We start from the raw sequence: 23500 nt of genomic DNA, 5'->3' as shown, positions 1-23500 counted from the left end.
TGGTACCAGGTAGTGACGGTACCTGGATAAACAACAACTGGTACCAGGTTAACTCGAGGTCGATCGTAGTACTCATGACCACGACCCAACTCGCGCCGGCCACCCCCGGCGTCCCGGCCAGGCCGGGACTGACCCCCGCCGGCCTGGTCACCGTGCTGCTGGGGGCGGCCCTCCCGATCATCGACTTCTTCATCGTCAACGTCGCCCTGCCCACGATCGACGCCGACCTCCACGCGTCCACGGCCACCCTGGAGCTGGTGGTCGCCGCCTACGGCATCGCGTACGCGGTGCTGCTGGTGGTCGGCGGCCGCCTCGGCGACTCGTTCGGCCGGCGGCGGCTGTTCTTCGCCGGCCTCTGGCTGTTCACGCTGACGTCCCTGGCCTGCGGGATCGCCCCGACGGCGACCACGCTGGTGATCGCCCGCGCCGCGCAGGGGGCGGCGTCGGCGTTGCTGCTCCCGCAGGTGCTCTCGATCATCCAGGCGACGACGTCCGGCGAGGAGCGGTCCCGCGCCCTCGGGCTGTTCGGGGCGACGGGCGGCATCTCGACGGTCGTGGGCCAGCTCGCCGGCGGCGCCCTGGTGGCGGCGAACCTGTTCGGCACCGGGTGGCGGCCGATCTTCCTGGTGAACGTTCCGATCGGCCTGGTGGTGCTGCTGATGGCGCGCCGCCTGCCGGAAAGCCGCGCGCACAACCCGCTGGGCGTCGACCGCCTCGGGACCTCGCTGCTCGCGGTGGCGCTGTTGTCGGTGCTGGTCCCGCTGATGGAAGGCCGCGCGCTGGGCTGGCCGGTCTGGTCGATCGTGCTGCTGGCCCTGTCCCCGGTCGCCGCGGCGGCGTTCGTGCACGTCGAGCGCCGTCTCGAGCGCCGGGGCGGGACGCCGTTGCTGCCGCCGTCGGTGATGCGGCTGCCGAGCGTCCGCCGCGGGCTGATGGTGGGGGTCCCGTTCTTCGCCGCGTTCGGCTCGTTCATGTTCGTGATCGCGATGACGCTGCAGCAGGGCCTGCACTTCGGCCCGCTGGGCGCGGGCGCGGCGCTGACGCCGATGGCGATCGCGTACTTCACCGTGTCGATGCTGAGCAGCCGCCTGGTGGCTCGCTACGGCCAGAAGGTCGTCGCGATCGGCGGCGCGATCAACGCGGTGGGCATGGTGGCGCTGCTGTGCACGTCGCTGGCGCAGTGGCCGCACCTGACGGTCCTCGACCTGGCCCCGGCCATGGTCGCGATCGGCGTGGGCAACGCGCTGGCGATGACGACGTTGTTCCGGATCGTGCTGTCCCACGTCCCGACGGACCTGGCCGGCGTCGGCTCGGGCGTGATGACGACGACCCAGCAGACGTCGCTGGCGCTGGGCATCGCGACGCTCGGAAGCCTGTACGCGGCCCTGTCGGCGACGGGCGCGCGCAACGCGTTCGCGCTGGTCATCGGCCTGGTGGCGGCGCTGGCGGTGGTCGTCGCGATCACCGCGCGCCGGCTGCCGGACCCGCGGGTGTGAAACGTCCGTGAATGTCACATTGAGGGACTCCGAGTCCCTCAATGTGACATTCACGGACTTCGGATCAGCTGCTCGGCTGCTCCCACAGCCAGAACTCGATGCCCTGGTTGTCGGTGCAGTCGGCGGTGAAGCCGTACGGGTGGTTCTCGACTTCGCCCGCTTGGCCGCCCTGGTCCCGCACCCGCGTGAGCGCGGCGGCCAGGTCGTCCACGGCGAACATCAGCTTCCAGCCGACCTGGCGGCCGGGCCCGCCCCAGAGGCCACCCGGGCGGCCGTCGCCCTCGATGCCCCAGGCGCCTTCGACCGAGCCGGGCGAGAACTGCCAGCCGAGCACCGCGCCGTAGAACGTCTTCGCGGGTTCGGCGTCCGGGACCTGGAACGTGAAGTACATCGACTCGCCCGGCTTGGGCTGCGGCTCGGGCTGAGGCGTGCTCCGGGGGGCGGCCTGCGACACGAGCCAGCGCTGGCCGAACGGGTCGCGGAACGAGCCGCCGCGGCCGTACGGCGAGTCGCTCACCGCGCGGATCAGCGTCGCGCCCAGTTCGAGGGCGCGAGTGACGCTGACGTCCGGGTCCGGCACCTCGACCCGCACCGACGCGCCACCCTCGGCGGCGACGTGCCCGATCTCCGGGTACTCCTCGGCGAGCATCAGCACGGCGTCGCCGATGGCCAGCTCGGCGTGCCCGACGCGGCCGTCGTCCATCAGAATCGGCTCGCCGCGCCGGGTCGCGCCGAAGACGTCGACGTAGAAGTCGAGCGCCGCACGGGCGTCGGAGACGGCGAGGTAGGGCGTCAGCGACCGCAGCTCGGCGGTGGTGGCAGGGGCTTCCGTCGTGGTCATGTCGGCTCCGTTCAAGATCACGCGACGCAGGTTGTCGCGCAGTTCGGCGGCGAAGTCCGGATCGGGGACGACCCGGTCGGAGGGCCGGCGGAGCGCGTCGAACGGCTCAGGCATCGCGACCCCCCTTCTCGTAGGAACGCCGGAACGCGGCGCGGGCCCGCACGAGCAACGCCTCGGTGGCGTGCACGCTCCGGCCCAGGTGGCCGGCGACCTCGGGCACCCCGAGGCCGTCGACGTAGCGCAAGGTCAGTGCCGCTTGGTGGTGGGGCCCGAGGGATTCGAGCACCTGTCTCGCGCGCAGGGCGTCGAGCTGCTCGTCCCACGGGTCCTCGACGTCGGGCGCACTGTCGTGCACCAGGCGCAACCCGCGTTCCTCACGTTCTCTGCGCCGCCAGTGGTCGGCGAGCTTGTGCCGGGCGACGCCGATCAGCCACCCGGTGCTCACTGGAGGTGCGTACTCCTTGCGGCAGGCGGCGACCGCCCCGAGGAAGGTCTCGGAAGTGAGCTCCTCGGCGAGCGTCCGGTCACCGCACCGGGACAGCAGGTACCCGTAGACCTCCGGCAACGCGGTCTCGTAGAGCCCGAGCAGCGCGAAGGCCGGGTCCGGCTGTACCCGAGGTTCCGTCACACCCTCATCGTCGCTCGGGGGCGACGTTTTCCGACGGGTGAATCCCGGATATTTTCGATCGGCGCTACCGGCCCGCCGCGTAGCCCTGCATGCCGCGGGCGTTGGCCCCCGCTCGGAGCACGCCGTCGCCGGTGCGGGAGACCGCCGAGAGGCGGCCCAGGGCCCAGTCGCCGGCGTCGATCAGCTCGTGGCCGCGGTTTCGCAGGCCGTCCAGTGTGGCCGCGCCCAGTCGCGACTCCACCACCAGCTCGCGCGGGTTCCACGAGCGCGGGTAGAACGAGCTGGGGAACGCCGTCGTGTGCCAGGCCGGCGCGTCGATCGACTCCTGGAGGTTCAGGTCGCCGTAGACGTGGGCCAGCCAGAAGCACAGCTGCCACTGGTCCTGCTGGTCGCCGCCCGGGGTGCCGAACGCCAGCGCCGGGACGCCGTCGCGCAGGGCCAGCGACGGCGACAGCGTGATGCGCGGGCGCTTGCGCGGGGCCAGGGAGTTCGGCAGGCCTTGTTCCAGCCAGAACATCTGGCCACGCGAGTCGAGGCAGAAGCCCAGCTCGGGGATCGTCGGGCTCGACTGCAGCCAGCCACCGGACGGCGTCAGCGAGACCAGGTTTCCCGCCGCGTCGACGACGTCGAGGTGGACGGTGTCACCGCGGGTCTGGCCCTGGGGGCCGACCGTCGGTTCGCCCGTCGCGCCGCCTTCCGCCCGCAAGCCCTGCAGCGAGTCCAGGATCGCCGGCAGCCGGGCCGGGCCGCGAGCGTCGCCGGGGCGCAGGTCAGCGGACGCCGTGTCGGTGATCAGCGCGCGTCGGGCATCGGTGTAGGACGCCGAGAGCAGCACGTCCAGCGGGACGTCCGTGTCGCCGTACCAGGCCTCGCGGTCGGCGAAGGCGAGCTTCGCCGCCTCGACCGCCAGGTGCACTGTGCGCTCCGACGCCACGCCGTCCACAAAGGACAGCTCGTCGCGGAAGCCGTGCATCAGCAACGCCTGCTGCAGCAGCGCCGGGCCCTGTGTCCAGCCGCCCAGCTTCACGAGGCGCCAGTCGTCGACGTCCACCGAGACCGGGTCTTCGTAGCTCGCCGACCACGACGCCAGGTCGTCGCCGGTGAGCAGGCCCGCGTGGTCGCGGCCCGAGTCGTCGCGGAACGCCGTGCGGCTGAACGCGTCGATCGCTTCGGCGACAAAACCCTGTGACCAGGCACGACGGCCGGCGTCGAGCTGCGCTTCACGTCCCGAGACGGCCTCGGCCTCGCGCAGGAGACGCTCCCACGTGTCCGCCAGCGCCGGGTTCTTGTGCAGGCCGGCCGCGGGCTTGCCGTCCGGCAGCCAGAGCGCCGCGGACGTCGGCCAGTGCTCGACGAACAGTCCTTCGACGGCGCGGATCGTGTCACCGACCCGCGAGACCAGCGGGGTGCCGTTGCGCGCGTAGCCGATCGCGTAGCGCAGCACCTCGCGAAGCGACTTCGTGCCGTAGTCGCGGAGCAGGAGGAGCCAGCCGTCCCAGGCGCCCGGGACGGTCGCCGGGAGCAGGCCACTGCCCGGGATCAGGTCGAGGCCCAGGTCGGCGAAGTGTTCGGACGTCGCCGCCGCGGGCGACGGGCCCTGGCTCGCGAGCGCGCGGGGTGTCGGGTCGTCCGCCGTCACGAAGATGCCGGGGACCTGGCCCGCAGGGCCGCACAGGTGTGGCTCGGCGACCTGCAGGACGAACCCGGCGGCGACCGCCGCGTCGAACGCGTTGCCGCCGTCCTCCAGCACCGCCATGCCGGTGGCCGAAGCCAGCCAGTGCGTCGACGCGACCATCCCGAAGGTGCCGGCCAGCTCGGGCCTCGTCGTGAACATGCCCCGATAGTACGCATTGCTAAGGACTCCGCGCGCCCCTTGGACGCGCGGAGTCCGGGACAGCTACCAGCGGGCCGGGCGTCGCCGCTCCGGCTCGTACGGCTGCGTGATGATTTCCATCCCGTTCCCGCCGGGATCCAGGAAGTAGACACCACGGCCGCCGTGGTTGTGGTTGATTTCGCCGACCTGCTTCCCCATCGGATCGGCGTGGTAGGTCACGCCGGTTTCGACGAGCCGCGCGAAGACGGCGTCGAAATCGTCTTCCGGGATCAGGAAACAGTAGTGCTGCAGGCGGAGGTCCTGCTCGGGGATGGTCGCGAAGTCCAGGCGGACGCCGTTGCGGACCTCGACCGGGATGAACGGCCCCCATTCCTCCCCGACCTCGAGGCCGAGCAGGTGCGCCAGGAATTCGGCGGATTCCCGGTTGTTCCGGGACGGGACGATCAGATGGTTCAATTCAACGGAAACGGATACTGACACGGGTGAAATGCCTCCGGGGCACTCCCGCCACCTCCATGCCTCACCCAGCCGGTGACCGACACGCGATGCCGTGCCGCCGATCTTAGCCAGCCGGGCGCCCTCAGGAAACCTTGATTCGCGCCGCCGCCCGCGGCCGCCCGACACCCTGCCAGGACAGCCCCGCGTCGACGATCACCCGCGGGTCCAGCAGGTTGCGCGTGTCGACGACGTCGACGCCGTCCATCAGCTCGGCCATCGCGGTCCAGTCGAGGCGCTTGAACTCGGCCCATTCGGTCAGCACGACGACGGCGTCGGCGTCCTTCGCGACCTGGTAGGCGTCGTCGACCACGGTCATCCCGGGCAGCTCGCAGCCGACCGCCGGGTCGTAGGCGATCAGCTCGGCGCCGAGCGCGCCCAGCACCGAGCACACGGCGAGCGCGGGCGAGTCGCGCAGGTCGTTGGTGCCCGCCTTGAAGGCCAGGCCCAGCACGCCGATCCGGGCGCCGGCCAGCGTGCCGCCGACCGCGCCGGCGATCTTCGCGACGATCCGGTCGCGCTGGGCGATGTTCTCGTCGATGGCCGAGGTGAGCATCTTGAAGTCGTAGTTCACCGACTCGGCCACCGTGACCAGCGCGCTGGTGTCCTTCGGCAGGCACGAACCGCCCCAGCCCGGGCCGGGTTTGAGGAACGTCCGCCCGATCCGGCGGTCGTAACCCATGCCCTCGGTGACGAGGTCGATGTCCGCGCCGAGGCGCTCGCACAGCTCGGCGATCGAGTTCACATAGGACAGTTTGAGCGCGAGGTAACAGTTCGCGGCGTACTTCACGAGCTCCGCGCTCGCCGCGTCGGAGACGACGACCGGCGCCGCGAGGTCCGCGTACAGCTCGCCGACCCAGCGCGCGGCGGCGAGGTCGTCCGAGCCGACAACGATCCGGTCCGGGCCCAGGAAGTCCGCGACCGCGGTGCCCTCGCGCAGGAATTCGGGGTTCGACACCACCGGGACGTCGGTGCGGCCCAGCATCGCTTCGATCCGCTTCGACGTGCCGACCGGCACGGTCGACTTGGTGATCAGCGCGCAGCCGGCGGGCAGGACGTCGCCGATCTCGGCGGCCACCGCCTCGACCGCGCGCAGGTCCGCGGACCCACCGGCGCCCATCGGCGTCGGGACGCAGAGGAACACGGCTTCGGCGTCGCGGACCGCGTCCCGCGCACCGACGACGAACTGCAGGCGCCCGGCCGCCACCCCGCGGCCGACCAGCTCGGCCAGCCCCGGTTCGAGGATGTCCACGCGCCCCGCGCGCAGTCTCGACACCTTCGCGCGGTCGACGTCCACGCAAGTGACGTAATGACCCAGACTGACCAGGCAGGCCCCCGTGGTCAGTCCGACGTAACCCGTTCCCACCACCACGATCCGAGCAGGCGTCATGGTGCTGAAGGTGACAGCCGGACGTGACCACCGCGCTAACAGGAACAGTCGCTCCCGGGAGCGGTGAGCGAAGACACGAATCGCGGCCATGCGAACGAGCGTTAACCTTGGGCGAATCGAAGGACGAAGGGACCGCATACATGCAGATCACGGACACGGCCGCACTCGTCACCGGGGGCGCGTCCGGCCTCGGCGGGGCGACGGCGAAGGCCCTCGCGGCCAAGGGCGCGCGGGTGTTCGCGCTCGACCTCGCGGCCTCGATCGAGAAGGCCGAGCAGGTCGACGGCATCACCTACGTCGAGGCCGACGTGACCGACGTCGACCAGGTCGAGGCCGCCGTCGCGACCGCGTCCGGCTCGGGGGTACCGCTGCGGACCGTCGTGAACTGCGCCGGCATCGGGCCGTCCGCGCGGATCCTGTCGAAAAAGGGCCGCCACGACCTCGCGCTGTACGCGAAGGTCGTCCAGATCAACCTGATCGGCAGCTTCAACGTGCTGACCATCGCGGCCGAGGCGATCGCGAAGACCGAGCCCCTCGAAGACGACGCCCGCGGCGTCATCATCAACACCGCGTCCATCGCGGCCTTCGACGGCCAGATCGGGCAGGTCGCCTACGCCTCGTCCAAGGGCGGCATCGTCGGCCTGACCCTGCCCGCGGCCCGCGACCTGGCCTCGCAGGGCATCCGCGTGCTGACCATCGCGCCCGGCATCGTCGACACCCCGATGCTCGCCACCGTCAGCGACGACTTCCGCGCGTCGCTCGCCGCCGGCGTCCCGTTCCCGAAGCGCCTCGCGCGCCCGGACGAGTACGCGCAGCTCGCGCTGTCGCTGATCGACCACGACTACCTCAACGGCGAAGTCGTCCGCATGGACGGCTCACTGCGCATGGCCCCGCGCTGACCCCAAGGGCGGCACTTTCGCTAGGAAAGATGCGTCCGAGGGGCCCTCGGACGCATCTTTCCTAGGGAAAGCTCGTCTCAGTGGGTGAGACGGACCTCCAGGCCGATGCCGGCCTGGGTGACCGAGCAGCCGCCGAACGCGCTTTCGGCGGCCAGTTCCTCGAACTGCGCCGGGGTGAACGCGCGGCGCCGCAGCCAGCCGAGCGTCTGCCGCACGGTGAAGCCGTTGATCAGGCCCACGTCCATCGAGTCGACCTCACGCTGGATGTCCGCGCCGGTGGCCTGGTGGTTGAGGTCGTGGATCACCGCGAACCCGCCCGGCCGCAGCACCCGGTGCATCTCGTTCAACGCCGTCACCGGCTGCCGGAAGTTCTTGAACGCGGCCTGGCAGACCACGAAGTCGAACGACTCGTCCGCGAACGGCGTCTTCGTGACGTCGCCCTGCCGGAAGTCGACGGCCTTCCCGGCGCGCGCGGCCTCTTCGAGCGCGATCTCGACCATCGTGTGACTGATATCGAGCCCGGTGACGCGGAAGCCGAGCTTCGCCAGCTCGATGGCGAAGAACCCGGGGCCGGGCGCCACCTCCAGGATCTCGGCGCCGGCCGGCAGCCCGGCCGCGACTTCGGCCGCCTGCCGCCGGTACTGCTTCAGCTGCGCTTCGGTGCCCCGGTTCTTGGCGTACCAGCGGGCCTGGCGGCCTTCCATCTCGGGCACTTTGTGCTTGCGGGTCGTTTCCATGGATCTCTCCTCTTCGGATGAGCCGAACCGGAGAGCCGCCCGGTTATCCTTACCGGTGCCACCTAGTGACCGGGCGTGCTCGGTTCGGGTTGAGGACTCCGGGCGGTGTTCCAGCACTGCCCGGAGTCCGTGCTACTTCTCTTTTTCCACGAGCTCCCCCAGGTCAGCAGGGAGTTCGCCGGTCTCGTAGTAGCGCCGCCACGCCTCGATGCCGGGCACGGCGCCACTGGTCAGGTCGCCCAGGAAGGCCCGCGTCCAGTCCACTTCGGCCCGGGTCATGGCGACGTCGTATTCGACTTCCACCAGGAACAGCCGCGGCATCAGCGGCCGCAGCTGCTCGAGTGACGCCCGTTGCGCCTCGATGTGGTCTTCGAGCTGCTCGATGCGGTTCCGCAGCAGGCTGATCGTCTGGTCCGGGCCGAGGACACCCATCATCGACAGCCCGGACTGGAACCGCGGGGGTTCACGCTCGACCGTGCCGACGAGCTCGCGGACCCAGTCCTCGAACTCGTCGTGCCCGGCCTTCGTGATCCGGTAGACGGTCCGCTCGGGCCGGCCGCCGTGCTTGACGCTCTCAACGGCTTCGAGGAAGCCGTGCTTCTGGAGATTCGCGACGACCGTGTAGAGCGAGCCCCACTTGATCGGCAGGTCGGCTTCCTTGCCGCGGTGCTTGAGCACGGCCGCCATCTCGTAGGGGTGCATCGGGCGTTCCAGCACGACGGACAGCACGGCCAGCCCGAGCATGTTGCCGACCTTCCGCCGCTTCATCTCGCACTCCTCGTAGACGAATACTCGTGAACGAGTATACGCAAGACGCGTCGGCAGGCAAGTGTCTTAGCGGGTGAAACAATCAGAGGTCGAACATGTATGGGACCTCGGTCTGGGCCCGCTCGCTGATCCAGCTCCGCAGGGCTTGGGTCGCGAGGACGTCGTCCTCGTTGTAGCGCAGGAGCCGCTCGCGCTGGGTGTCGTCCGGCGTCTCGCCGTCCATCCCGACCGCGTCGCGGTACCAGCGCATCGACGCCTCGCCGCCCGCCTCCGGGTCGCGCCAGGAGAACCCGGCGGCCGGCGCGATCACCTTCAGGCCCTTGCCCTGGGAGCACAGGAACTGGTCGGTGACGCTGCGGAAGAGGTCGACCCACTCCTCGGAGTCCACAAAGGACTGGACTTCCTTCTTCGTGGGAATGCCCGGGTGATCGCCGAAGCGCTCGACCGAGCCGAAGAGCCAGCGGTTCTCGGCGAGCGCGTTGTAGCAGTAGGCGCGGAAGGTCAGCCCGGCCGCTTCGGTGCGCTCGCGGACGTCGGTCAGCCACGCCCAGAACTCGGCGAAGGAACGGGCTTCGTCACCGGTCGGCAGCGGATCCCACGTCGCGAACGCGCGGTACCCCGGCTCCAGGCCGACGTCGGCGCCGCTGAGCAGGCAGCCCCAGAGGTACGCGCCGGCGTCGCCGAAGCTCTCCATGTCGACGTCGACCTCGACGTCGCCGCGCGGGACGTCGACCCGGTCGACGCGGCGGACGAGCGTGAGGTCGGCCAGCCAGGCCCGGGCGAGCACGACGGCGTCCGGGAACGTCACGCCGGTCCAGTTCACCACCGGCGCCTCGCCCGCCGGATCGAGCGCGGCCAGGTTGTCCACAGTGGACACGCCGGCGCGGCGCAGCTCCATCGCGTCCTCGCCGCGCACCACGAGGCTGACGTCGCGGGTCTCGGTGAGCAGCGCCTCGCACGTCGGCCACCACGGGCAGCTGCGGCACTCCAGCACCCGCGACGGCTCGGCCAGCGGCTCCTCGCCGTTCGCCGCCGCGTTGGCGATGGCGAGCCGGTCGGCGAACCGGGCCTGGTACTCGGTGATCGCGCTGCGCCCGTTCGGCCAGGTGCCCGCCGTGAGGTCGTGCCAGACGACGACGTCGGCGTCGAGGCCGATCACGCCGCCGAGGACGAGGCCTTCGTCGGCCTGCCCGAGCGTCTGCAGCATCCGGCGGATGTGCACCAGCCGGAGCTGGTCACGCGGCTGGGAGCGGACCTTGCGGCCGCTGTCGGACGCGCGGTGGGCCGGGTCGAGGTCGGTCATCCCGGTGACGATCGCGCCGGTGCCGCGGTCGGTGATGCGGTGGCGCACCACGAGCACCGGCACGTACCCGCGGCCGGTGCGGACGAGCAGGTCGATGCCGCCGCGCCGGTGCCCGGCCGGGTCGACCGGCAGCAGCGCGCCCCAGATGAAGCGCGCTTCGGCGGCGAAAGCCCGCTCGGTGCGTTCGACACGCTCACCCGCCGGGAGGTCGCGGTCGATCTTCACCCACTGGCCGGGACCACCGGTCGCGGCCATCAGCCGGGCGACGATGTCTTCGCGATGCGCTGCGGCGTCGGCGATCCGCTGCTGCGCCGTCGGGTCCGGCGGCGACAGCGGGACCTCGCGCATCAGCGGATCGTGCTCGAGGTGCACCCGGCGGCGGCAGCGGCTGACCGCTCCCGCGTCGAGTACCACCTCGCCCTTCATGGAGATCACTCTAGATGCCACCGCCGAGCCGCCATGCCCGCCACGGGCAAGACCAGTAAGTTCGACCTCGACACGTCGCAGGAGGTGCCATGGCGCGCAAGGCCAAGGTCGAGGGTGAAGGCCGATTCACCCCCAAGAAGGCGAAGAACGCGGTCGCGGTGGCCAAGGTCCTCGGCCCCGTCGTGATTCCCGTGGTCGCGCCGTACGCGGTGCGCGCGGCGGGCGCCGCCCGGGAGATGTACGACCGCTACCAGGCCCGGAAGCTCGGGGTGGACGTCGACCAGCTCGGCAGCTACACCGGCCGCGGAGCGGCGCTGCACGCCCGGATCGCGGGCATCGCCGAAGGCTGCCGGGACCTGCAGAAGTCCGAGAAGGCGACGCCCGCCGACGTCGAGTTCGCGAAGGACTCGCTCGGGACGCTGGAGCAGCTCTCGGCGACGGTCCGCGCCGCCGAGCGGATGCCCGCGGCGCGCCGGAAGTCGGCGCACCGCGCGGTGGCCGGCGAGCTGGAGCGGTTGGAGGGCCAGCTGCTGCACCGCCTGGGCATCTAGCCGCTAGCGCATCCCGACCTGCTGGCTCTCGGGCTCGATGAGCGCGACGAACCGCTCCTGACCGCGCGGGTACGGGCCGCCGGTGTACTTCTTCGCGATGCCGTCGATGATTTCCCAGCCGGCGTCGCCGTCGACCCATTCGACGACCTTGCCGCGGATGATCACCGGCTGGAACGGGTTGTCGGCCGGCGTCAGGGAGAGTGCGACGCGGGGGTCGCGGTGCAGGTTGCGCGCTTTGCGCGAGTCCGGGCCGGTGAAGACGGCGATGTGGTCGCCGTGGGTGCCGATCCAGACCGGGACGGCGTGCGGGCCGCCGTCGGGCAGGACGCTGGCGAGGTGGGCGATCGGGGTGCCGGCGAGGATTTCGCGGACGTCGTCGTTGATCATGGTGAGCTGCTCCTTCAGTTTTCGACTGCGTATCGAAGATGGGTGACACCGGGCGCCGGGACAACTTCGAGAAGGCGCAGGCGCACGTGCGCCGGCAGGTCCCCGAAGAACGGGCGGCCGCCGCCGAGCAGGATCGGCACCTGGTGCAGGACGACTTCGTCGACGAGCCCCGCTTTGAGTCCTTCGGTCAGGACGCCGCCGCCCATGAGGGTGACGTCCTTGTCGCCGGCGATCTCGCGCGCCGCCGCGACCGCGTCCGCGATCCCGGTGGTGACGAGCGTCTGCCGGTCGGTGATCTCCGGCGCCGGGCGGTGGGTGAGCAGGACCAACGGCGCCGTCGGGTGCGGGCTGCCGCCGCCGAAGCGGTCGGAGTCCTCGTAGGTGTTCCGGCCCGCGACGACCGCGCCGACGCGGCCGGCGACGTCGTCGAAGACCCGAGCGCTCGGCTCGCTCAGCTTGAACCCGTCGAACACCCCGCTGGGCGTGTCTCCGGAGAAGTACCAGTCGAAGAGCGTCCCGCCGTCGCCGAGCCCGTGCCCGGGGCCGGGACCGCCGCCGGTGATGTACCCATCGACCGACACCGCGTGCGCGCCGAAGACCTTGCCCATCTCGTCATCCTCCCAGGGTTCCTTCAAGAGACTCCAGAACCGTAGCAGGCACAGTTCCCTAAGGGAACCCCAAGGCGTAGGCTGGGGTCATGCAGCGCACGAACTTCGGCGGGATGGCGTGCTCGATCGCGCGCACGCTCGACGTCATCGGAGAACCCTGGTCACCGCTGATCCTGCGGGACGTCTGGGTCGGCTTCACCCGGTTCGAGCAGCTCCAGGCGGACCTCGGCATCTCGCGCAAGGTCCTGACCGAGCGGCTGAACCACCTCGTCGAGCACGGCGTGCTCGACCGGCGGCCCTACGACCAGCGGCCACGCTACGAATACGTCCTGACGGAGAAGGGCACCGACCTCGTCGACCTGCTCATGGTGCTGGCCGGCTGGGGTGACAAGTGGCTCGCCGGCGAGGCGGGGCCGCCGGTGGTCTACCGGCACCACGGGTGCGGCGAGATCAGCGCGGCCGGCCTGCGGTGCACCCGCTGCGGCGAGCCGATGCACGCCCGCGATGTCGACCCGCTGCCCGGGCCCGGCGCGGCCGTCTGACGCGAAAACGGCCGGGCAGCGTGGGCCGCCCGGCCGTCTCCGTGTCGTGGAGGGCTACTTCACGAAGCCCTTCTTGACCATCCAGTCGTGGGCCACCTTGCCCGTGTCCTGGCCGTCGACGTCGACCTGCTTGCAGAGCTGGACCATCTGCTCGTTGTCGATCGCCGCGCTGATCTTCTCCAGCGGGCCGCGGATCTCCGGGTGCGCGTTGACGAAGTCCGTGCGCAGCGTCGCGACCGCGTTGTACTGCGGGAACGCCTTCTTGTCGTCCTCGAGCACCCGCAGGTTGAGCCCGGAGATCCGGCCGTCGGTGGTGAACACCTCGCCGACCGGGCACGTGCCGCCCGCGACCGCCGAGTAGATCGTGCCGATGCCGAAGTTCTCGATCTTCGGGTTCTGGAATCCGTAGGCCTTCACCGCGGCCGGGAACCCGTCCTGGCGGCTGGTGAACTCCGTCTCCAGGCAGAACACCGCCTGGTCCGGCTTCTGCTTGATGAACGCCGCGAGGTCCGACGTCGTCTTCAGGTTGTTCTGCGCGCCGTACGCCTCGGTGACGGCGAAGGCGTACTGGTCGTTGAGCGGCGAGTAGTTCAGCCAGGTGACGCCGAACTTCTCCGCGTCCGCCTTGGCCGTCGCCTCGTACTGGGCCTTCTCCCCACCGGGCACCGGGAGCTCGTTGCCCTGGTAGTTGATCCAGCCCGTGCCGGTGTACTCCCAGGTGACGTCCGTCTGCCCGGTGAGCAGCGCCTGCCGCGACGAGTTGGACCCCTTGATGTCCGACAGGTCGACGACGTCCGCGCCTGACGCGGTCAGCGCCATCTCGGCCATGTACGCCAGGATGATGTTCTCGGTGAAGTCCTTGGACCCCACCGTCACCTTCAGGCCCTGCAGTGACGGGATCGGCTGGAGCGAGCCCGGCTGGATGTCGTAGGGCACGGCCTGGTTGACCGTCAGCCCGCACGCCGAGAGCGTCGCGCCCAGCACCGCCGCGCCGAGGACTGCCGTAAAACGCCGGAGTTTCATCGCAGCCCCTTCGGTCCGAAGAACTGTTCGGCGAGCGCGCCCAGCCAGTCGACCAGCAGCGCGAGCGCCACGGCCAGCACCGAACCGGTGACCAGCACCGAGGTCAGGTTCAGCTTGTAGCCGGTGTCGATGAGCAGCCCGAACCCGCCGGCGTTGACGAACATGCCGAACGTCGCGGTGCCGACCGCCAGCACCAGGGAGGTGCGCAGGCCGGCCAGGATCAGCGGGACGGCCAGCGGCATCTCGACGCGGAACAGCACCGCCGTCGCCGACATCCCGATGCCGCGGCCCGCGTCGATCAGCGACTCGTCGACCTGCTGGATGCCGACCATCGTGTTCCGCAGCACCGGTAGCAGCGAGTAGAAGGCCAGCGGCAGCGCCGCCACCCACAGCCCGCCGGTCGCGCCGGTGACGATGAACCACAGCACCAGCACACCGAGCGCGGGCGCGGCCTGGCCGATGTTCGCGATCGCCAGGAAGATCGGCGCGAGGAACCGCGCCCACGGCCGCGTCACGATCACCCCGAGCGGCACCGCGACCAGTACGACGATCGCGGTCACCACCAGCGTCATCAGGACGTGGTCACCCAGCGCCGTGAACAGCGAAGACGCGTTGAGGGTCTCCTTCTCGGTCGCGGTCAGCCCGCTCGAGAACACCCAGATCAGCGTCACGGCGACGATCAGCAGCACCACGACGGGCTGCGCGAACAGCCGGACGCGTTCCGCGCGCTTGGAGCCGGACTCGGTGGAAAAGCCGGTATCGACGGCAGCCGTCATGCGGACACCTCCTCGCCGTTCGTGTGCTCCTCACGCAGCTGCTGGATGGTCGCGATGACCGTGTCCAGCTGGATGGTGCCCGCGTACTCGCCGCGCGCGCCGGTCACCGGCACCGAGCCGCCCTCGGCGAGCATCGCCTCGAGCGCGTCCTGCAGCGTCGACTGCAGGCTGACGATGTCGCGCAGCGGCCGGCCGGCGGTCGCCAGCGACGACCCCGCCGTCAGCTCGCGTGCGTGCGCCCAGCGGATCGGCCGCTTGCGCTGGTCGAGCACCAGCGCGAAGTGCTTGCGCTGGTCTTCGAGCTTCTTGCGGACCTCGGCCGGGTCGTCGTCGACCGTCGCGGTCAGCGCGTCCTGCTGGAGCTCGACGTCACGGACCCGCAGCAGCGTCAGCTGCTTCAGCGACGCGCCCGCGCCGACAAACCCGGCGACCGTGTCGTTGGCCGGGTTCGCCAGGATCGCCTCGGGCGTGTCGTACTGCAGGATCGACGACTGGTTGCCCAGCACCGCGATCTTGTCGCCGAGCTTCACGGCCTCGTCGAAGTCGTGCGTGACGAAGACGATGGTCTTCTTCAGCTCCGTCTGCAGCCGCAGCAGCTCGTCCTGCAGGTTGCCGCGGGTGATCGGGTCGACCGCGCCGAACGGCTCGTCCATCAGCAGCACCGGCGGGTCTGCCGCCAGCGCGCGGGCGACGCCGACCCGCTGCTGCTGGCCACCGGAGAGCTGCCGCGGGAAGCGGTCGCGGAAGTCGGACGGGTCGAGGCCGACCAGGTCCATCATCTCCTCGACCCGGGAGTTGACCTTCGCCTTGTCCCAGCCGAGCAGGCCCGGCACCACGCCGATGTTCTGCGCGACGGTGAAGTGCGGGAAGAGCCCGGCCTGCTGGATCGCGTAGCCGATCCGGCGCCGCAGGGTGTCGACGTCCAGCTTGAGCGCGTCGTCGCCGCCGATGGTGATCCGGCCCGAAGACGGCTCGATGAGCCGGTTGATCATCCGCATCGTGGTGGTCTTGCCGCAGCCGGACGGGCCGACGAAGACGACGATCTTGCCGGCGGGCACGACCATGGAGAAGTCGTCGACGGCCGCTTCGCGGGTGCCGGCGTACTTCTTGGTGACGTGCTCCAGTTCGATCTCGACGCCGGAGACTCCGTTTTCTTCTGTCACAGCGTTCTCAGCCACGGACACCCCTCGAGATGGTGAAGCGCTTGATCAGGACGTAGACGCCGTCGAGGATCAGGGCGAGGATGACCACCCCGACCGTGCCGGTGACGGCTTGGTTCAGGGAGTTCGTGCTCCCCGCGTTCGTCAGCCCGGAGAAGACCTCCGCGCCGAAGCCGGGACCCTTCGCGTAGGCGGAGATCACCGCGATGCCCATCAGCATCTGCGTGGCGACCCGCATGCCGGTGAGGATCGCCGGCCAGGCCAGCCGCAGCTCGACCCGGGTGAGCACGCCGAAGCGGCTCATCCCGATGCCGCGCGCGGCGTCCGTGATCGCCGGGTCGACGCCGTCGAGCCCCACGATGGTGTTCCGGACGATCGGCAGGAGGCCGTAGAGCACCAGCGCGATGACGGCGGTCGTCGGACCGAGCCCGGAGATCGGGATCAGCAGCCCCAAGAGGGCGAAGGACGGCACCGTCAGGATCGTGCTGGCCAGCGCGGTGGCGACCGCCGAACCGATCGGGCTGCGGTAGACCGCCACCCCGATCAGCACGCCGAGCACCGCCGCGAGGATCGTGCACTGCACCACCAGGCTGGTGTGCAGATAGGCCTCCAGCCACAACTTGCTCGCCCGGTCCGAGATGTACTCGAAGAGATTCATCCGTGTCCGCACTCCCGCCCGCGTCCGTGAGGCTTCACCCGAACGGGCTAGCTCCTGACCGACGGCTCAGTACCCACCGTGCTCCGAAGCCAAACCCCCGTTCCAGGCCTCATTGATTCCGACACCGTTCCGTATCCGAGCGTGATCGGCAACAAAAAGCCGATTTTTCGGAGGTTCGGGTGGCGGAGCCCCCGGCCCGGGGCGGAGCACCGGAGATGACAACGGCTGAACCGATCCCGCTCGGGAACCGTGAACTCCACGTGTGCTCAGTTGACGGGATCCGCAAATCACCCGTCGGGGAGTCGCTTAGAGTGTTCGCCATGAGCACCTCAGGACGGCGTCCCGCCGTGCTGGGTGCTACTCGGGGCGTGTTGCTCGCGGTGACCGCGGGTGCGCTCACCGTCACCGCACACCGGCTCGCCGACGGCGGGCTGCCGGATCCGGCGATGACCGTGCTGCTCAGCGGCCTGTTCGGCTGGACGGCGACCGCACTGGCCCGCAAGGCCCGCGGCCCGCTCGCCACCATCGGCCTCCTGGGCGCCGCCCAGCTCGTGATGCACCTGCTGCTCACGACGCTCGCCGGGCACCACGACATGTACGCCATGCCGGGCACCGAGAGCCTCGGCATGGTCGCCGCGCACACCGTCGCGACCGTGGTCACGGCGCTGCTGTTGTCCCGCGCGGACCAGACGCTGCTCTCGCTGCTGGCCGCGTTGCGCGCGATCCTGCCGCGGCTGCTCGGCCCGCTGCCGGTGCCGGTCGCGCCCGCCACCCTCGTCCCGGCCCGCACGCCGGCCCCGTCCCACCTCGTCGGCGTCGACCTGCGCAGGATCCACGGGCGGCGCGGCCCGCCGCAGCACTCCTGACCTGACCTTTCCCCCTTCACGGCCCGATCCCCGAATCGGCGCCGTCCCCTTTTGAGTTCATCAGGAGTGAACGACCCATGTCCCAGCACGTCTTCAAGCGCGCCGGTTTCCTCGCCGCCACCATCGGTGTCGCCGGTCTTCTCGGCACCGGCGTCGCGTCCGCGCACGTCACCGCCAACGTCTACGGCGCCCAGCCGACGAAGGGCGGCTACGCGGCGATCGTGTTCCGCGTGCCGAGCGAAGAGCCGACGACCTTGACCACCAAGGTCGCCGTCGACTTCAAGGCCGACTACGGCATCGGCAGCGTGCGGACCAAGCCGATCCCCGGCTGGACCGCCGAGGTCACCAAGTCGAAGCTGCCGGCCCCGATCACCAAGGACAACGGCACGCAGATCACCGAGGCCGTCACCGCGGTGACGTGGACCGCGGCGGCGGGCAGCGAGCTCAAATCCACCAATTACCAGGAGTTCGAGGTCAGCTTCGGCCCGCTGCCGTCCAACGTGGACGAAGTCGAGTTCCCGGCGCACCAGACCTACAGCGACGGCAAGGTCGTCGACTGGAACCAGCCGACCCCGGCCGGCGGCGAAGAGCCCGAGCACCCGGTGCCGGCCATCAAGCTGGCCGCCAAGGCCGCGGAGGGTGACGAGCACGCCGGCATGGGCGCGAACACCGCGGCGACCGCCGGCGAGCACACTGAGGCCGCGGCGTCGTCGACGTCGGACAGCACCGCGCGCTGGCTCGGCGGGGCCGGCCTGCTCGTGGGCGCGATCGGTCTCGGGGTCGGGGCCGGCGCGACCATCCGGGCCCGCAAGGCCACAGCGAAGTCGGGAGGCGCCAGCTAAATGCGGAAAGCGCTCGTGGCGCTGGCGTTGACGGTGGTGGCCGTGCTCGGCACGGCCACCCCGGCGCTCGCCCACAACGTGCTGATCTCCTCCGACCCGGCGAACGGCTCGTCCGTCACCGCCGGGCCGCAGAAGGTCAGCCTGACGTTCGACCAGTACGTGCAGGGCGCGGACGTCAACCAGATCGCGGTGACCGGACCCGGTGGCGGCCAGTGGGCCGAAGGACCGATCAGCGTGGTCAACAACGTCATCAGCGCGCCGCTGCGACCGCTCGGACCGGCCGGGAAGTACACCGTCGGCTACCGGGTGCTCTCCGCGGACGGCCACCCGGTGACCGGCGAGCTCACGTTCACCCTCACCGCGGCGGGCACCGGCACGCCGGCGACCGTGGACGCGGCGAAGTCCCCCGGCGGCACCACCTCGCAGGCGACGTCGCCGTCGTCGTCGACCGGGGTGCCGATCTGGGTGTGGATCGCCGGCGCGGTCGTCCTGCTGGCGATCGGGCTGGTCGTCGCCCTCCGGTCGGGCGGCCGGGCTGCGGAAGAGAAGAACTAGGACGATGACCCAGGCCGAGACCACCACGAAGCCCCGGTACGTGACGCTGCTCTGCGTCGTGACCGCGGGGCTGCTCGGCGCCCTCATCGGCGTCGCGCTCACCGCCAGCACCCCGGTCCCCGGGGTGGTGGAGCCCGGCGCGGTGGTCTCGGCCGGCATCCCGATCGTGCGCGTCCTGCTCGACCTGGCCGCGGTCACGACGATCGGCCTGGCCCTGCTTTCGGTCCTCGTCGGCTACGACCGGCCGAAGCTCACCGAACCGATCATGCGGCTGGCCCGCCCGGCCGGCGTCGCGGCCGCACTGGTCTGGGCGACGACCGCGGTGGTCGCGCTGATCCTGCAGACCGCGGAGTACAAGCCGGGCTCGTCGACGCTCACGGCGTCCGACATCGGTGGCTACATCGCGAACGTCGGCGCCGGGAAGGCGCTCGTCATCGTCGCCGTGCTGGCGCTCGCGCACGCCGGGATCGGCGCGCTCGCCCTGCGCTACGGCGAGAAGATCCCCGCCGAGGTCCGCGTCGGGCTCGGGCTGTTCGCGCTGCTGCCGCTGCCGGTCACCGGGCACGCGTCGAACTGGAGCTACCACGACTACACGATGATCTCGATGGAGCTGCACGTCATGAGCGCCGTCGCCTGGACCGGCGGCCTCGGCGCGATGGCCGTGCTGCTCGTCTCGAACCGGACGCTGCTGGCGCACGCGATGCCGCGCTTCTCGAAGCTCGCGACGCTCTGCCTGATCATCTCCGCGGCGACCGGCCTGTTCAACGGCCTGATCGAGATCTCGCTCAACCCGACCATCGGGTTCTGGGCGGCGATCTTCACGACGCCGTACGGGCAGCTGCTCATCCTCAAGCTCGCCTGCACCGGCGTCATCGCGCTGCTCGGCGCGAACGTCCGCTGGCGGCTGATGCCGCAGATCGTCCGGCACAACCGCACGGCGCTCGCCGCGTGGGCGACGCTCGAGCTGACCGTCATGGGATTGGCGTTCGGCTTCGCCGTCGTGCTGACGCGCGCGCCGGTCGTCGCGTCCTGAGCCCCGTCAGCGCAGGTAGAACCGGATGCTGAGTCACGGCGTGTAGCTGCAACTTGCGCATTGGAATGACTGGGCATCCATTGGAGGTGACCGGTCGGGCAGAACTTTCTACCGTGAGCAGACGACATTCCGTAAGCGACGAGCGGTCATCCGCGGTCGTCGAATGCACGTGCAGAATGTGGCACCGGTCACATGATGTGACAGCCTCGGCTCACCGGTAACGCGTCCACCGAGCGTCCGTTCGGCCGTGCCGCAGATCGTCCAGACGCCGGAACAGCTCCGGCCGCACCTGGGGCCGGCTGCGCAGGATGGGCAGCACGCTGGTCGTCAGCTTCAGTTCGCGGATCCCCCGCAGCACGGCGAAACCGGGCCAGGACGTCACGTCGAAGCCGTACGCCGCGGCGAACGTCCGGTACTGCACCGGCGGGTCCCCGAACCGCTCCCGGCCGACGGCGAGCGGCGTCAGGTCCCATTCCGGCGGCCCGACGCACGAGGAGTCGAAGTCGCAGAGCACCGGCCCGTCCGGGCCCGGGATGACGTTGCCGGGGTACGCGTCGCCGTGGACCAGGCCCCGGGGCAGCGGAAACGCCAGTTCGGCCAGCGCGGCCTCGAGCTCGGCGCAGCGCTCCAGCAGGAACGCGCGGTCGGCGGCGCTGATCTCCTCGGCGTCGGACACCCGGGCCCGCACCGCGGCGAACGGCGCCCACTCGGCGAGGTCGTCGGGCGCGGGCAGGGCGTGCACCTGGCTCAGCAGCCGGGCCAGGTCGGCGGGCGACGCCGGACGGCCGATGGTCGGTACCTGGTGCCACACGGTCACGAGGTGTTCGCCGACCTCCATCGGCTGCTCGACGCCGCCGAGCAGCCGGATCGCCGGGACGCCGTGCTGCTCGAAGTGGCGGGCGACGCGGACCACGGTCCCGACGCGGTGCCGGAGCCGGGTCGAGCCGACGATCCGGACCACCACGGGGGCCGTGACCAGTGCGTACACCGCGTTGTTGGTGAACCGCAGCAGCCGCGCGCCGGCGGGGTCGAGGCCGAGCAGCGTGCAGGTCTCGGCCAGCACGCCGCGCAGCTTCTCCTGGGTGAACCGTCCGTCCAAGACGGTTCCGGCGTTATGCGGCGTAGAAAGCGTGGAGGCGATCGGCGAGGTCACGGGCGTCGGCGTTGTTGCGGCGGCGCTCGGCCTCTTCCTGCAGGGGCCGCATCCGGTCCTTGACGCGCTCGGACTTGATGCCCTCGGCGCAGTCGATGGCCTTGCCGCCGACCTTGGAGCCGTGGTCGAGGTCGCCGTCCAGCAGGTGGTTCGTGGCGAGCGCGCTCAGCATGAAGGTCTTGGAGCGGGCCATCTCGTCGTCGTAGGAGTCGACGGCCCTGCTCAGCGCGGGGATCGCGAACTTGGTGTGCTCGGCGTTCTTCTGCGCGAGGACCGTGTGGACGGTGCCGACCATGGCGTAGACGTCGGTCTCGGTGAAGAACTTCACCCACGACTCGGCTTCGGCCAGGTTGGCGCGCTCGAACTCGTCCTTGCTCCGGCCGAGCAGCTTCACCGCCTGCTCCTCGTTGCCCATCATCGCGTAGGCCCAGGCCTCGTTCGCGCAGAGCACGGACACGGCCAGCTCCGAGCCCGATTCCTGGGCGGCGATCTGGCCGAGCTGGAACAGCTTCAGCGCGTCGTTCGGGGCGTCCTGGTGCAGGTAGACGCGGCCCATGCGGTAGAGCACGTTGGCCACCAGCGGGTGGTTCTCGCCCTGCTTGGCCAGGTCCAGCGCGTTCGCGAAGTGGCCGCGAGCGGAGTCCATCAGGCCCGTGTCGAACGACGTCCAGCCGGCCAGCGAGTGCAGGTCGGCGAGCGCCACGTAGAGCCGGTTCTTGACCAGGTCGGTGCCGTTGGACTCGAGCATCTGCTGTCCCCAGGACAGCTGCGCCACGACGGCGTCGCGGCAGAACCCGCCGCCGTACTGGTAGTCCAGGGCGCGCAGGGCACGCGTCGCGGCTTCCACCTGGCGCACGTCGGTCATCCCGATGCGCCCGGGAGCCGGCGTCCGCGCCGGTCCCGCCGACCACGTGCCCGATTCCGGACCGAACACCGCCGCACCCATCGTGACCTGGGCGGCGTGCGCGAGGAACCTCCGTCGCTTCACGGACTCGTCCTCCTCAGCCTGCTGGCCGTCGGCGGACCCGACGACGCGTATCGCCGTGGCCTCGTCGTAGGCGAGGCCCATGTATCCACGGGGGACACCCAGGCCGTCGGCGATCCGCGTGAGGACGTCGTAGGCCATGACCTGGCGACCCTTGAGGATCTCCGACACCTCGGACTGGGACTGGCCGGTCATCGCGGCGATTTGGCGCTGCGAGACACCGTGCTTGCGAAGGAGCCGGTAGACGGCGCTGATCTCGCGGGCGGCGAGAGCAGCTCTCATCTCGGGCTGCTCCCACGCGTCAGCGGGAACGGCGTGGCTCTGCCGGGCTTCGGCACCGCCACCGTTACTGGCGTCCATCGCGCCCCCTCCACTGTCCGGTCGGGCGTCTGTGAAACAGCGTAAGCAAAGCTGACGAACCATGTGAACCAGCCGAACCGCGCCCTGATCGGTCCGGCAGAAGTCCGTTGACCGCTTACCGTGGAACCGAGTCCGGTCACCGCTATGACGCCATTTCGACCTTCTATCGCACCAGGTTTCACCTCACTGTAGTTGTCAGATCTCCGTCACCGCCCGGACACCGGTTGCGATCACGGAGAGCTACGAAAACCGCAGTGTTGTTGCGGAGCGATGTGCAGAAGGCAGTTCGAAGAGGACGACAGAGCGGAGAAGGGCGTGGAGTTCGTGGACTCGTTCGCAGGGGGACATGCCGGTACGGCCACCCGCGCCGTGCGGCCGGCGGTCTCTCCCATCTCCCCTGTCCGTCCGGTCACCCCCGCCGCCGCGGTGGACCCCCGCACCGCGGCCGTCCGCCACTACGAAGGCGGCCAGCTCGTGTGGCGGGTGCAGTGCGGAGACCTCATCGAGCGCGAACGCGCCGTGACGGTCTTCGTCGAGGACAACCAGGTGGTACTGGTCTCGCCCCCCGGCGAGACCGCGCGGTTGACGTCCGGCCAGCTCGGACAGCTGCGCGCCGCGCTCAACGAAGCCGCCAAGATGGCGGAAAGGTAACGGTGAGCTGATCATGGATCAGGTACTCGGGCAGGTCCTCCGCAATGCGGTCTGGGAGCGCCTCGACATGCTGACCGACCTGGCGAACCGCGCCGACGCCCAGTCGCTCGTCTCGGTCGCGCGCTCCGAACTCCCCCGCCTCACGGAGGCGTGGCGCGCGATGCTGAAGATGCACGAGCCCGACGAGCGTGGCGACTGCCCCACCTGCTCGACCCGGTGGCACCGCTGCAAGGCGCCGTGCTCGGTCTGGCAGGTCGCGCACGAGCACCTGGTGGCCGGCGGCCTCGCCCCGCAGCAGGCCCCCGCGGCCCGTGGGCTGCAGGGCCGGCGCACCAGCCCGGTGCCGGCGCAGAGCCGTCCGGTGCCCGCCGCGTCCCCGGCCGAGACCACCGGGCGCCACGCCCTGGTGAACCCGCGTCGCACGGTCACAGCCTGATCCACCCCGCTCAACACTTTCCCGATGTGAAATCCGCGTGAGCAGATGCATCTTTCCTAGGGAAAGTGACGGCTTCAGCCGAGCCACCCCCAGTCTG

At 70.6% G+C, this 23500-nt stretch carries 26 protein-coding genes; 10 read left to right on the top strand and 16 right to left on the bottom strand.

What is annotated here, in order from left to right:
• The first annotated feature begins 74 nt into the window (after nucleotides 1-74).
• Nucleotides 75-1496, top strand: a complete 1422-nt coding sequence (locus tag OHS18_RS31425; RefSeq protein ID WP_328613320.1) for an MFS transporter — start codon at nucleotides 75-77, stop codon at nucleotides 1494-1496.
• A gap of 64 nt (nucleotides 1497-1560) precedes the next feature.
• On the opposite strand, the gene OHS18_RS31420 is transcribed toward OHS18_RS31425, so the two are convergent.
• The 5 genes from OHS18_RS31420 to OHS18_RS31400 all read right to left on the bottom strand — a co-directional run bounded on the left by OHS18_RS31420 (nucleotide 1561) and on the right by OHS18_RS31400 (nucleotide 6684).
• On the bottom strand, nucleotides 1561-2451 hold the full coding sequence (locus tag OHS18_RS31420; RefSeq protein ID WP_328613319.1) for a VOC family protein: 891 nt from the start codon (nucleotides 2449-2451) through the stop codon (nucleotides 1561-1563).
• On the bottom strand, nucleotides 2444-2965 hold the full coding sequence (locus tag OHS18_RS31415) for an RNA polymerase sigma factor (protein ID WP_328446527.1): 522 nt from the start codon (nucleotides 2963-2965) through the stop codon (nucleotides 2444-2446). Before OHS18_RS31415 ends, OHS18_RS31420 begins: the two co-directional genes overlap by 8 nt.
• Nucleotides 2966-3029: 64 nt before the next feature.
• Nucleotides 3030-4799 carry a gamma-glutamyltransferase family protein gene (locus OHS18_RS31410; protein WP_328613318.1) on the bottom strand — a complete coding sequence of 590 codons (1770 nt, stop codon included), beginning with the start codon at nucleotides 4797-4799 and terminating at the stop codon, nucleotides 3030-3032.
• Nucleotides 4800-4862: 63 nt separating this feature from the next.
• A complete protein-coding gene (locus OHS18_RS31405; RefSeq protein ID WP_328613317.1) occupies nucleotides 4863-5255 on the bottom strand; it encodes a VOC family protein in 393 nt (130 codons plus the stop codon).
• Nucleotides 5256-5379: 124 nt separating this feature from the next.
• The gene (locus OHS18_RS31400) at nucleotides 5380-6684 is read right to left on the bottom strand and encodes a UDP-glucose dehydrogenase family protein (RefSeq protein WP_328613316.1); all 1305 of its coding nucleotides are present in this window, start codon (nucleotides 6682-6684) and stop codon (nucleotides 5380-5382) included.
• 140 nt (nucleotides 6685-6824) lie between these two features.
• On the opposite strand from OHS18_RS31400, the gene OHS18_RS31395 reads away from it, so the two are divergent.
• Nucleotides 6825-7583: an SDR family NAD(P)-dependent oxidoreductase gene (locus OHS18_RS31395; RefSeq protein ID WP_328613315.1), complete on the top strand. Its 759-nt coding sequence runs from the start codon at nucleotides 6825-6827 to the stop codon at nucleotides 7581-7583.
• A gap of 77 nt (nucleotides 7584-7660) precedes the next feature.
• Here OHS18_RS31395 and OHS18_RS31390 read toward each other — a convergent pair whose 3' ends face one another.
• The 3 genes from OHS18_RS31390 to OHS18_RS31380 all read right to left on the bottom strand — a co-directional run bounded on the left by OHS18_RS31390 (nucleotide 7661) and on the right by OHS18_RS31380 (nucleotide 10817).
• Entirely contained in the window at nucleotides 7661-8320 is a 660-nt protein-coding gene (locus OHS18_RS31390) for a class I SAM-dependent methyltransferase (protein WP_328613314.1), read from the bottom strand.
• A 132-nt stretch (nucleotides 8321-8452) separates the two neighbouring features.
• Complete coding sequence (locus OHS18_RS31385) at nucleotides 8453-9088, bottom strand: PadR family transcriptional regulator (RefSeq protein WP_328613313.1); 636 nt, start codon at nucleotides 9086-9088, stop codon at nucleotides 8453-8455.
• Between the two features lie 82 nt (nucleotides 9089-9170).
• The gene (locus OHS18_RS31380; RefSeq protein WP_328613312.1) at nucleotides 9171-10817 is read right to left on the bottom strand and encodes a TM0106 family RecB-like putative nuclease; all 1647 of its coding nucleotides are present in this window, start codon (nucleotides 10815-10817) and stop codon (nucleotides 9171-9173) included.
• A gap of 89 nt (nucleotides 10818-10906) precedes the next feature.
• Between OHS18_RS31380 and OHS18_RS31375 the strand changes: the two genes are divergently transcribed.
• Entirely contained in the window at nucleotides 10907-11368 is a 462-nt protein-coding gene (locus tag OHS18_RS31375; protein ID WP_328613311.1) for a DUF6474 family protein, read from the top strand.
• Between the two features lie 3 nt (nucleotides 11369-11371).
• Here OHS18_RS31375 and OHS18_RS31370 read toward each other — a convergent pair whose 3' ends face one another.
• On the bottom strand, nucleotides 11372-11755 hold the full coding sequence (locus OHS18_RS31370; protein ID WP_328446542.1) for a PPOX class F420-dependent oxidoreductase: 384 nt from the start codon (nucleotides 11753-11755) through the stop codon (nucleotides 11372-11374).
• Between the two features lie 14 nt (nucleotides 11756-11769).
• Nucleotides 11770-12363, bottom strand: a complete 594-nt coding sequence (locus OHS18_RS31365; RefSeq protein ID WP_328613310.1) for a dihydrofolate reductase family protein — start codon at nucleotides 12361-12363, stop codon at nucleotides 11770-11772.
• 89 nt (nucleotides 12364-12452) lie between these two features.
• Between OHS18_RS31365 and OHS18_RS31360 the strand changes: the two genes are divergently transcribed.
• Nucleotides 12453-12905 carry a winged helix-turn-helix transcriptional regulator gene (locus OHS18_RS31360; protein WP_328613309.1) on the top strand — a complete coding sequence of 151 codons (453 nt, stop codon included), beginning with the start codon at nucleotides 12453-12455 and terminating at the stop codon, nucleotides 12903-12905.
• Nucleotides 12906-12959: 54 nt separating this feature from the next.
• Here OHS18_RS31360 and OHS18_RS31355 read toward each other — a convergent pair whose 3' ends face one another.
• From OHS18_RS31355 to OHS18_RS31340, 4 genes are read right to left on the bottom strand one after another with little or no spacing between them, the layout of a single operon-like run.
• Nucleotides 12960-13928 (bottom strand): glycine betaine ABC transporter substrate-binding protein, encoded by a 969-nt coding sequence (locus OHS18_RS31355; protein ID WP_328613308.1) that lies wholly within the window; start codon nucleotides 13926-13928, stop codon nucleotides 12960-12962.
• Nucleotides 13925-14704, bottom strand: a complete 780-nt coding sequence (locus tag OHS18_RS31350) for an ABC transporter permease (protein ID WP_328446545.1) — start codon at nucleotides 14702-14704, stop codon at nucleotides 13925-13927. The genes OHS18_RS31355 and OHS18_RS31350 overlap by 4 nt, the downstream gene beginning before the upstream one ends.
• Nucleotides 14701-15888: an ABC transporter ATP-binding protein gene (locus tag OHS18_RS31345; RefSeq protein ID WP_328613307.1), complete on the bottom strand. Its 1188-nt coding sequence runs from the start codon at nucleotides 15886-15888 to the stop codon at nucleotides 14701-14703. The genes OHS18_RS31350 and OHS18_RS31345 overlap by 4 nt, the downstream gene beginning before the upstream one ends.
• Entirely contained in the window at nucleotides 15875-16522 is a 648-nt protein-coding gene (locus OHS18_RS31340) for an ABC transporter permease (RefSeq protein ID WP_328446547.1), read from the bottom strand. The genes OHS18_RS31345 and OHS18_RS31340 overlap by 14 nt, the downstream gene beginning before the upstream one ends.
• A 371-nt stretch (nucleotides 16523-16893) precedes the next feature.
• On the opposite strand from OHS18_RS31340, the gene OHS18_RS31335 reads away from it, so the two are divergent.
• From OHS18_RS31335 to OHS18_RS31320, 4 genes are all read left to right on the top strand, one after another.
• A complete protein-coding gene (locus OHS18_RS31335; protein WP_328618609.1) occupies nucleotides 16894-17388 on the top strand; it encodes a hypothetical protein in 495 nt (164 codons plus the stop codon).
• Nucleotides 17389-17465: 77 nt separating this feature from the next.
• Nucleotides 17466-18230, top strand: coding sequence for a YcnI family copper-binding membrane protein (locus OHS18_RS31330; protein ID WP_328446548.1), 765 nt, complete (start codon nucleotides 17466-17468; stop codon nucleotides 18228-18230).
• Nucleotides 18231-18785, top strand: coding sequence for a copper resistance CopC family protein (locus OHS18_RS31325; protein WP_328446549.1), 555 nt, complete (start codon nucleotides 18231-18233; stop codon nucleotides 18783-18785).
• A 4-nt stretch (nucleotides 18786-18789) separates the two neighbouring features.
• Nucleotides 18790-19818, top strand: coding sequence for a copper resistance D family protein (locus OHS18_RS31320; protein ID WP_328446550.1), 1029 nt, complete (start codon nucleotides 18790-18792; stop codon nucleotides 19816-19818).
• A 211-nt stretch (nucleotides 19819-20029) separates the two neighbouring features.
• Here OHS18_RS31320 and OHS18_RS31315 read toward each other — a convergent pair whose 3' ends face one another.
• A complete protein-coding gene (locus tag OHS18_RS31315) occupies nucleotides 20030-20917 on the bottom strand; it encodes an aminoglycoside phosphotransferase family protein (RefSeq protein ID WP_328613306.1) in 888 nt (295 codons plus the stop codon).
• A 13-nt stretch (nucleotides 20918-20930) separates the two neighbouring features.
• Nucleotides 20931-22316: a helix-turn-helix transcriptional regulator gene (locus OHS18_RS31310; protein ID WP_328446552.1), complete on the bottom strand. Its 1386-nt coding sequence runs from the start codon at nucleotides 22314-22316 to the stop codon at nucleotides 20931-20933.
• Between the two features lie 315 nt (nucleotides 22317-22631).
• On the opposite strand from OHS18_RS31310, the gene OHS18_RS31305 reads away from it, so the two are divergent.
• A complete protein-coding gene (locus tag OHS18_RS31305; RefSeq protein ID WP_328446553.1) occupies nucleotides 22632-22967 on the top strand; it encodes a hypothetical protein in 336 nt (111 codons plus the stop codon).
• A 13-nt stretch (nucleotides 22968-22980) separates the two neighbouring features.
• Entirely contained in the window at nucleotides 22981-23403 is a 423-nt protein-coding gene (locus OHS18_RS31300; RefSeq protein WP_328613305.1) for a hypothetical protein, read from the top strand.
• Nucleotides 23404-23500: the final 97 nt, after the last annotated feature.

The organism is Amycolatopsis sp. NBC_00355 (assembly GCF_036104975.1).
Taxonomy (GTDB): Bacteria; Actinomycetota; Actinomycetes; order Mycobacteriales; family Pseudonocardiaceae; genus Amycolatopsis.
The sequence above is the reverse complement of the archived record's forward strand: the minus strand, read 5'-3'. Positions and strand labels throughout refer to the sequence as shown.

Coding starts and splice junctions, on each gene's coding strand:
- OHS18_RS31425 (WP_328613320.1), top strand. CDS start 75: ATGACCACGACCCAACTCGCGCCGGCCACCCCCGGCGTCCCGGCCAGG.
- OHS18_RS31420 (WP_328613319.1), bottom strand. CDS start 2,451: ATGCCTGAGCCGTTCGACGCGCTCCGCCGGCCCTCCGACCGGGTCGTC.
- OHS18_RS31410 (WP_328613318.1), bottom strand. CDS start 4,799: ATGTTCACGACGAGGCCCGAGCTGGCCGGCACCTTCGGGATGGTCGCG.
- OHS18_RS31400 (WP_328613316.1), bottom strand. CDS start 6,684: ATGACGCCTGCTCGGATCGTGGTGGTGGGAACGGGTTACGTCGGACTG.
- OHS18_RS31395 (WP_328613315.1), top strand. CDS start 6,825: ATGCAGATCACGGACACGGCCGCACTCGTCACCGGGGGCGCGTCCGGC.
- OHS18_RS31390 (WP_328613314.1), bottom strand. CDS start 8,320: ATGGAAACGACCCGCAAGCACAAAGTGCCCGAGATGGAAGGCCGCCAG.
- OHS18_RS31385 (WP_328613313.1), bottom strand. CDS start 9,088: ATGAAGCGGCGGAAGGTCGGCAACATGCTCGGGCTGGCCGTGCTGTCC.
- OHS18_RS31380 (WP_328613312.1), bottom strand. CDS start 10,817: ATGAAGGGCGAGGTGGTACTCGACGCGGGAGCGGTCAGCCGCTGCCGC.
- OHS18_RS31375 (WP_328613311.1), top strand. CDS start 10,907: ATGGCGCGCAAGGCCAAGGTCGAGGGTGAAGGCCGATTCACCCCCAAG.
- OHS18_RS31370 (WP_328446542.1), bottom strand. CDS start 11,755: ATGATCAACGACGACGTCCGCGAAATCCTCGCCGGCACCCCGATCGCC.
- OHS18_RS31365 (WP_328613310.1), bottom strand. CDS start 12,363: ATGGGCAAGGTCTTCGGCGCGCACGCGGTGTCGGTCGATGGGTACATC.
- OHS18_RS31360 (WP_328613309.1), top strand. CDS start 12,453: ATGCAGCGCACGAACTTCGGCGGGATGGCGTGCTCGATCGCGCGCACG.
- OHS18_RS31355 (WP_328613308.1), bottom strand. CDS start 13,928: ATGAAACTCCGGCGTTTTACGGCAGTCCTCGGCGCGGCGGTGCTGGGC.
- OHS18_RS31350 (WP_328446545.1), bottom strand. CDS start 14,704: ATGACGGCTGCCGTCGATACCGGCTTTTCCACCGAGTCCGGCTCCAAG.
- OHS18_RS31340 (WP_328446547.1), bottom strand. CDS start 16,522: ATGAATCTCTTCGAGTACATCTCGGACCGGGCGAGCAAGTTGTGGCTG.
- OHS18_RS31330 (WP_328446548.1), top strand. CDS start 17,466: ATGTCCCAGCACGTCTTCAAGCGCGCCGGTTTCCTCGCCGCCACCATC.
- OHS18_RS31325 (WP_328446549.1), top strand. CDS start 18,231: ATGCGGAAAGCGCTCGTGGCGCTGGCGTTGACGGTGGTGGCCGTGCTC.
- OHS18_RS31320 (WP_328446550.1), top strand. CDS start 18,790: ATGACCCAGGCCGAGACCACCACGAAGCCCCGGTACGTGACGCTGCTC.
- OHS18_RS31310 (WP_328446552.1), bottom strand. CDS start 22,316: ATGGACGCCAGTAACGGTGGCGGTGCCGAAGCCCGGCAGAGCCACGCC.
- OHS18_RS31300 (WP_328613305.1), top strand. CDS start 22,981: ATGGATCAGGTACTCGGGCAGGTCCTCCGCAATGCGGTCTGGGAGCGC.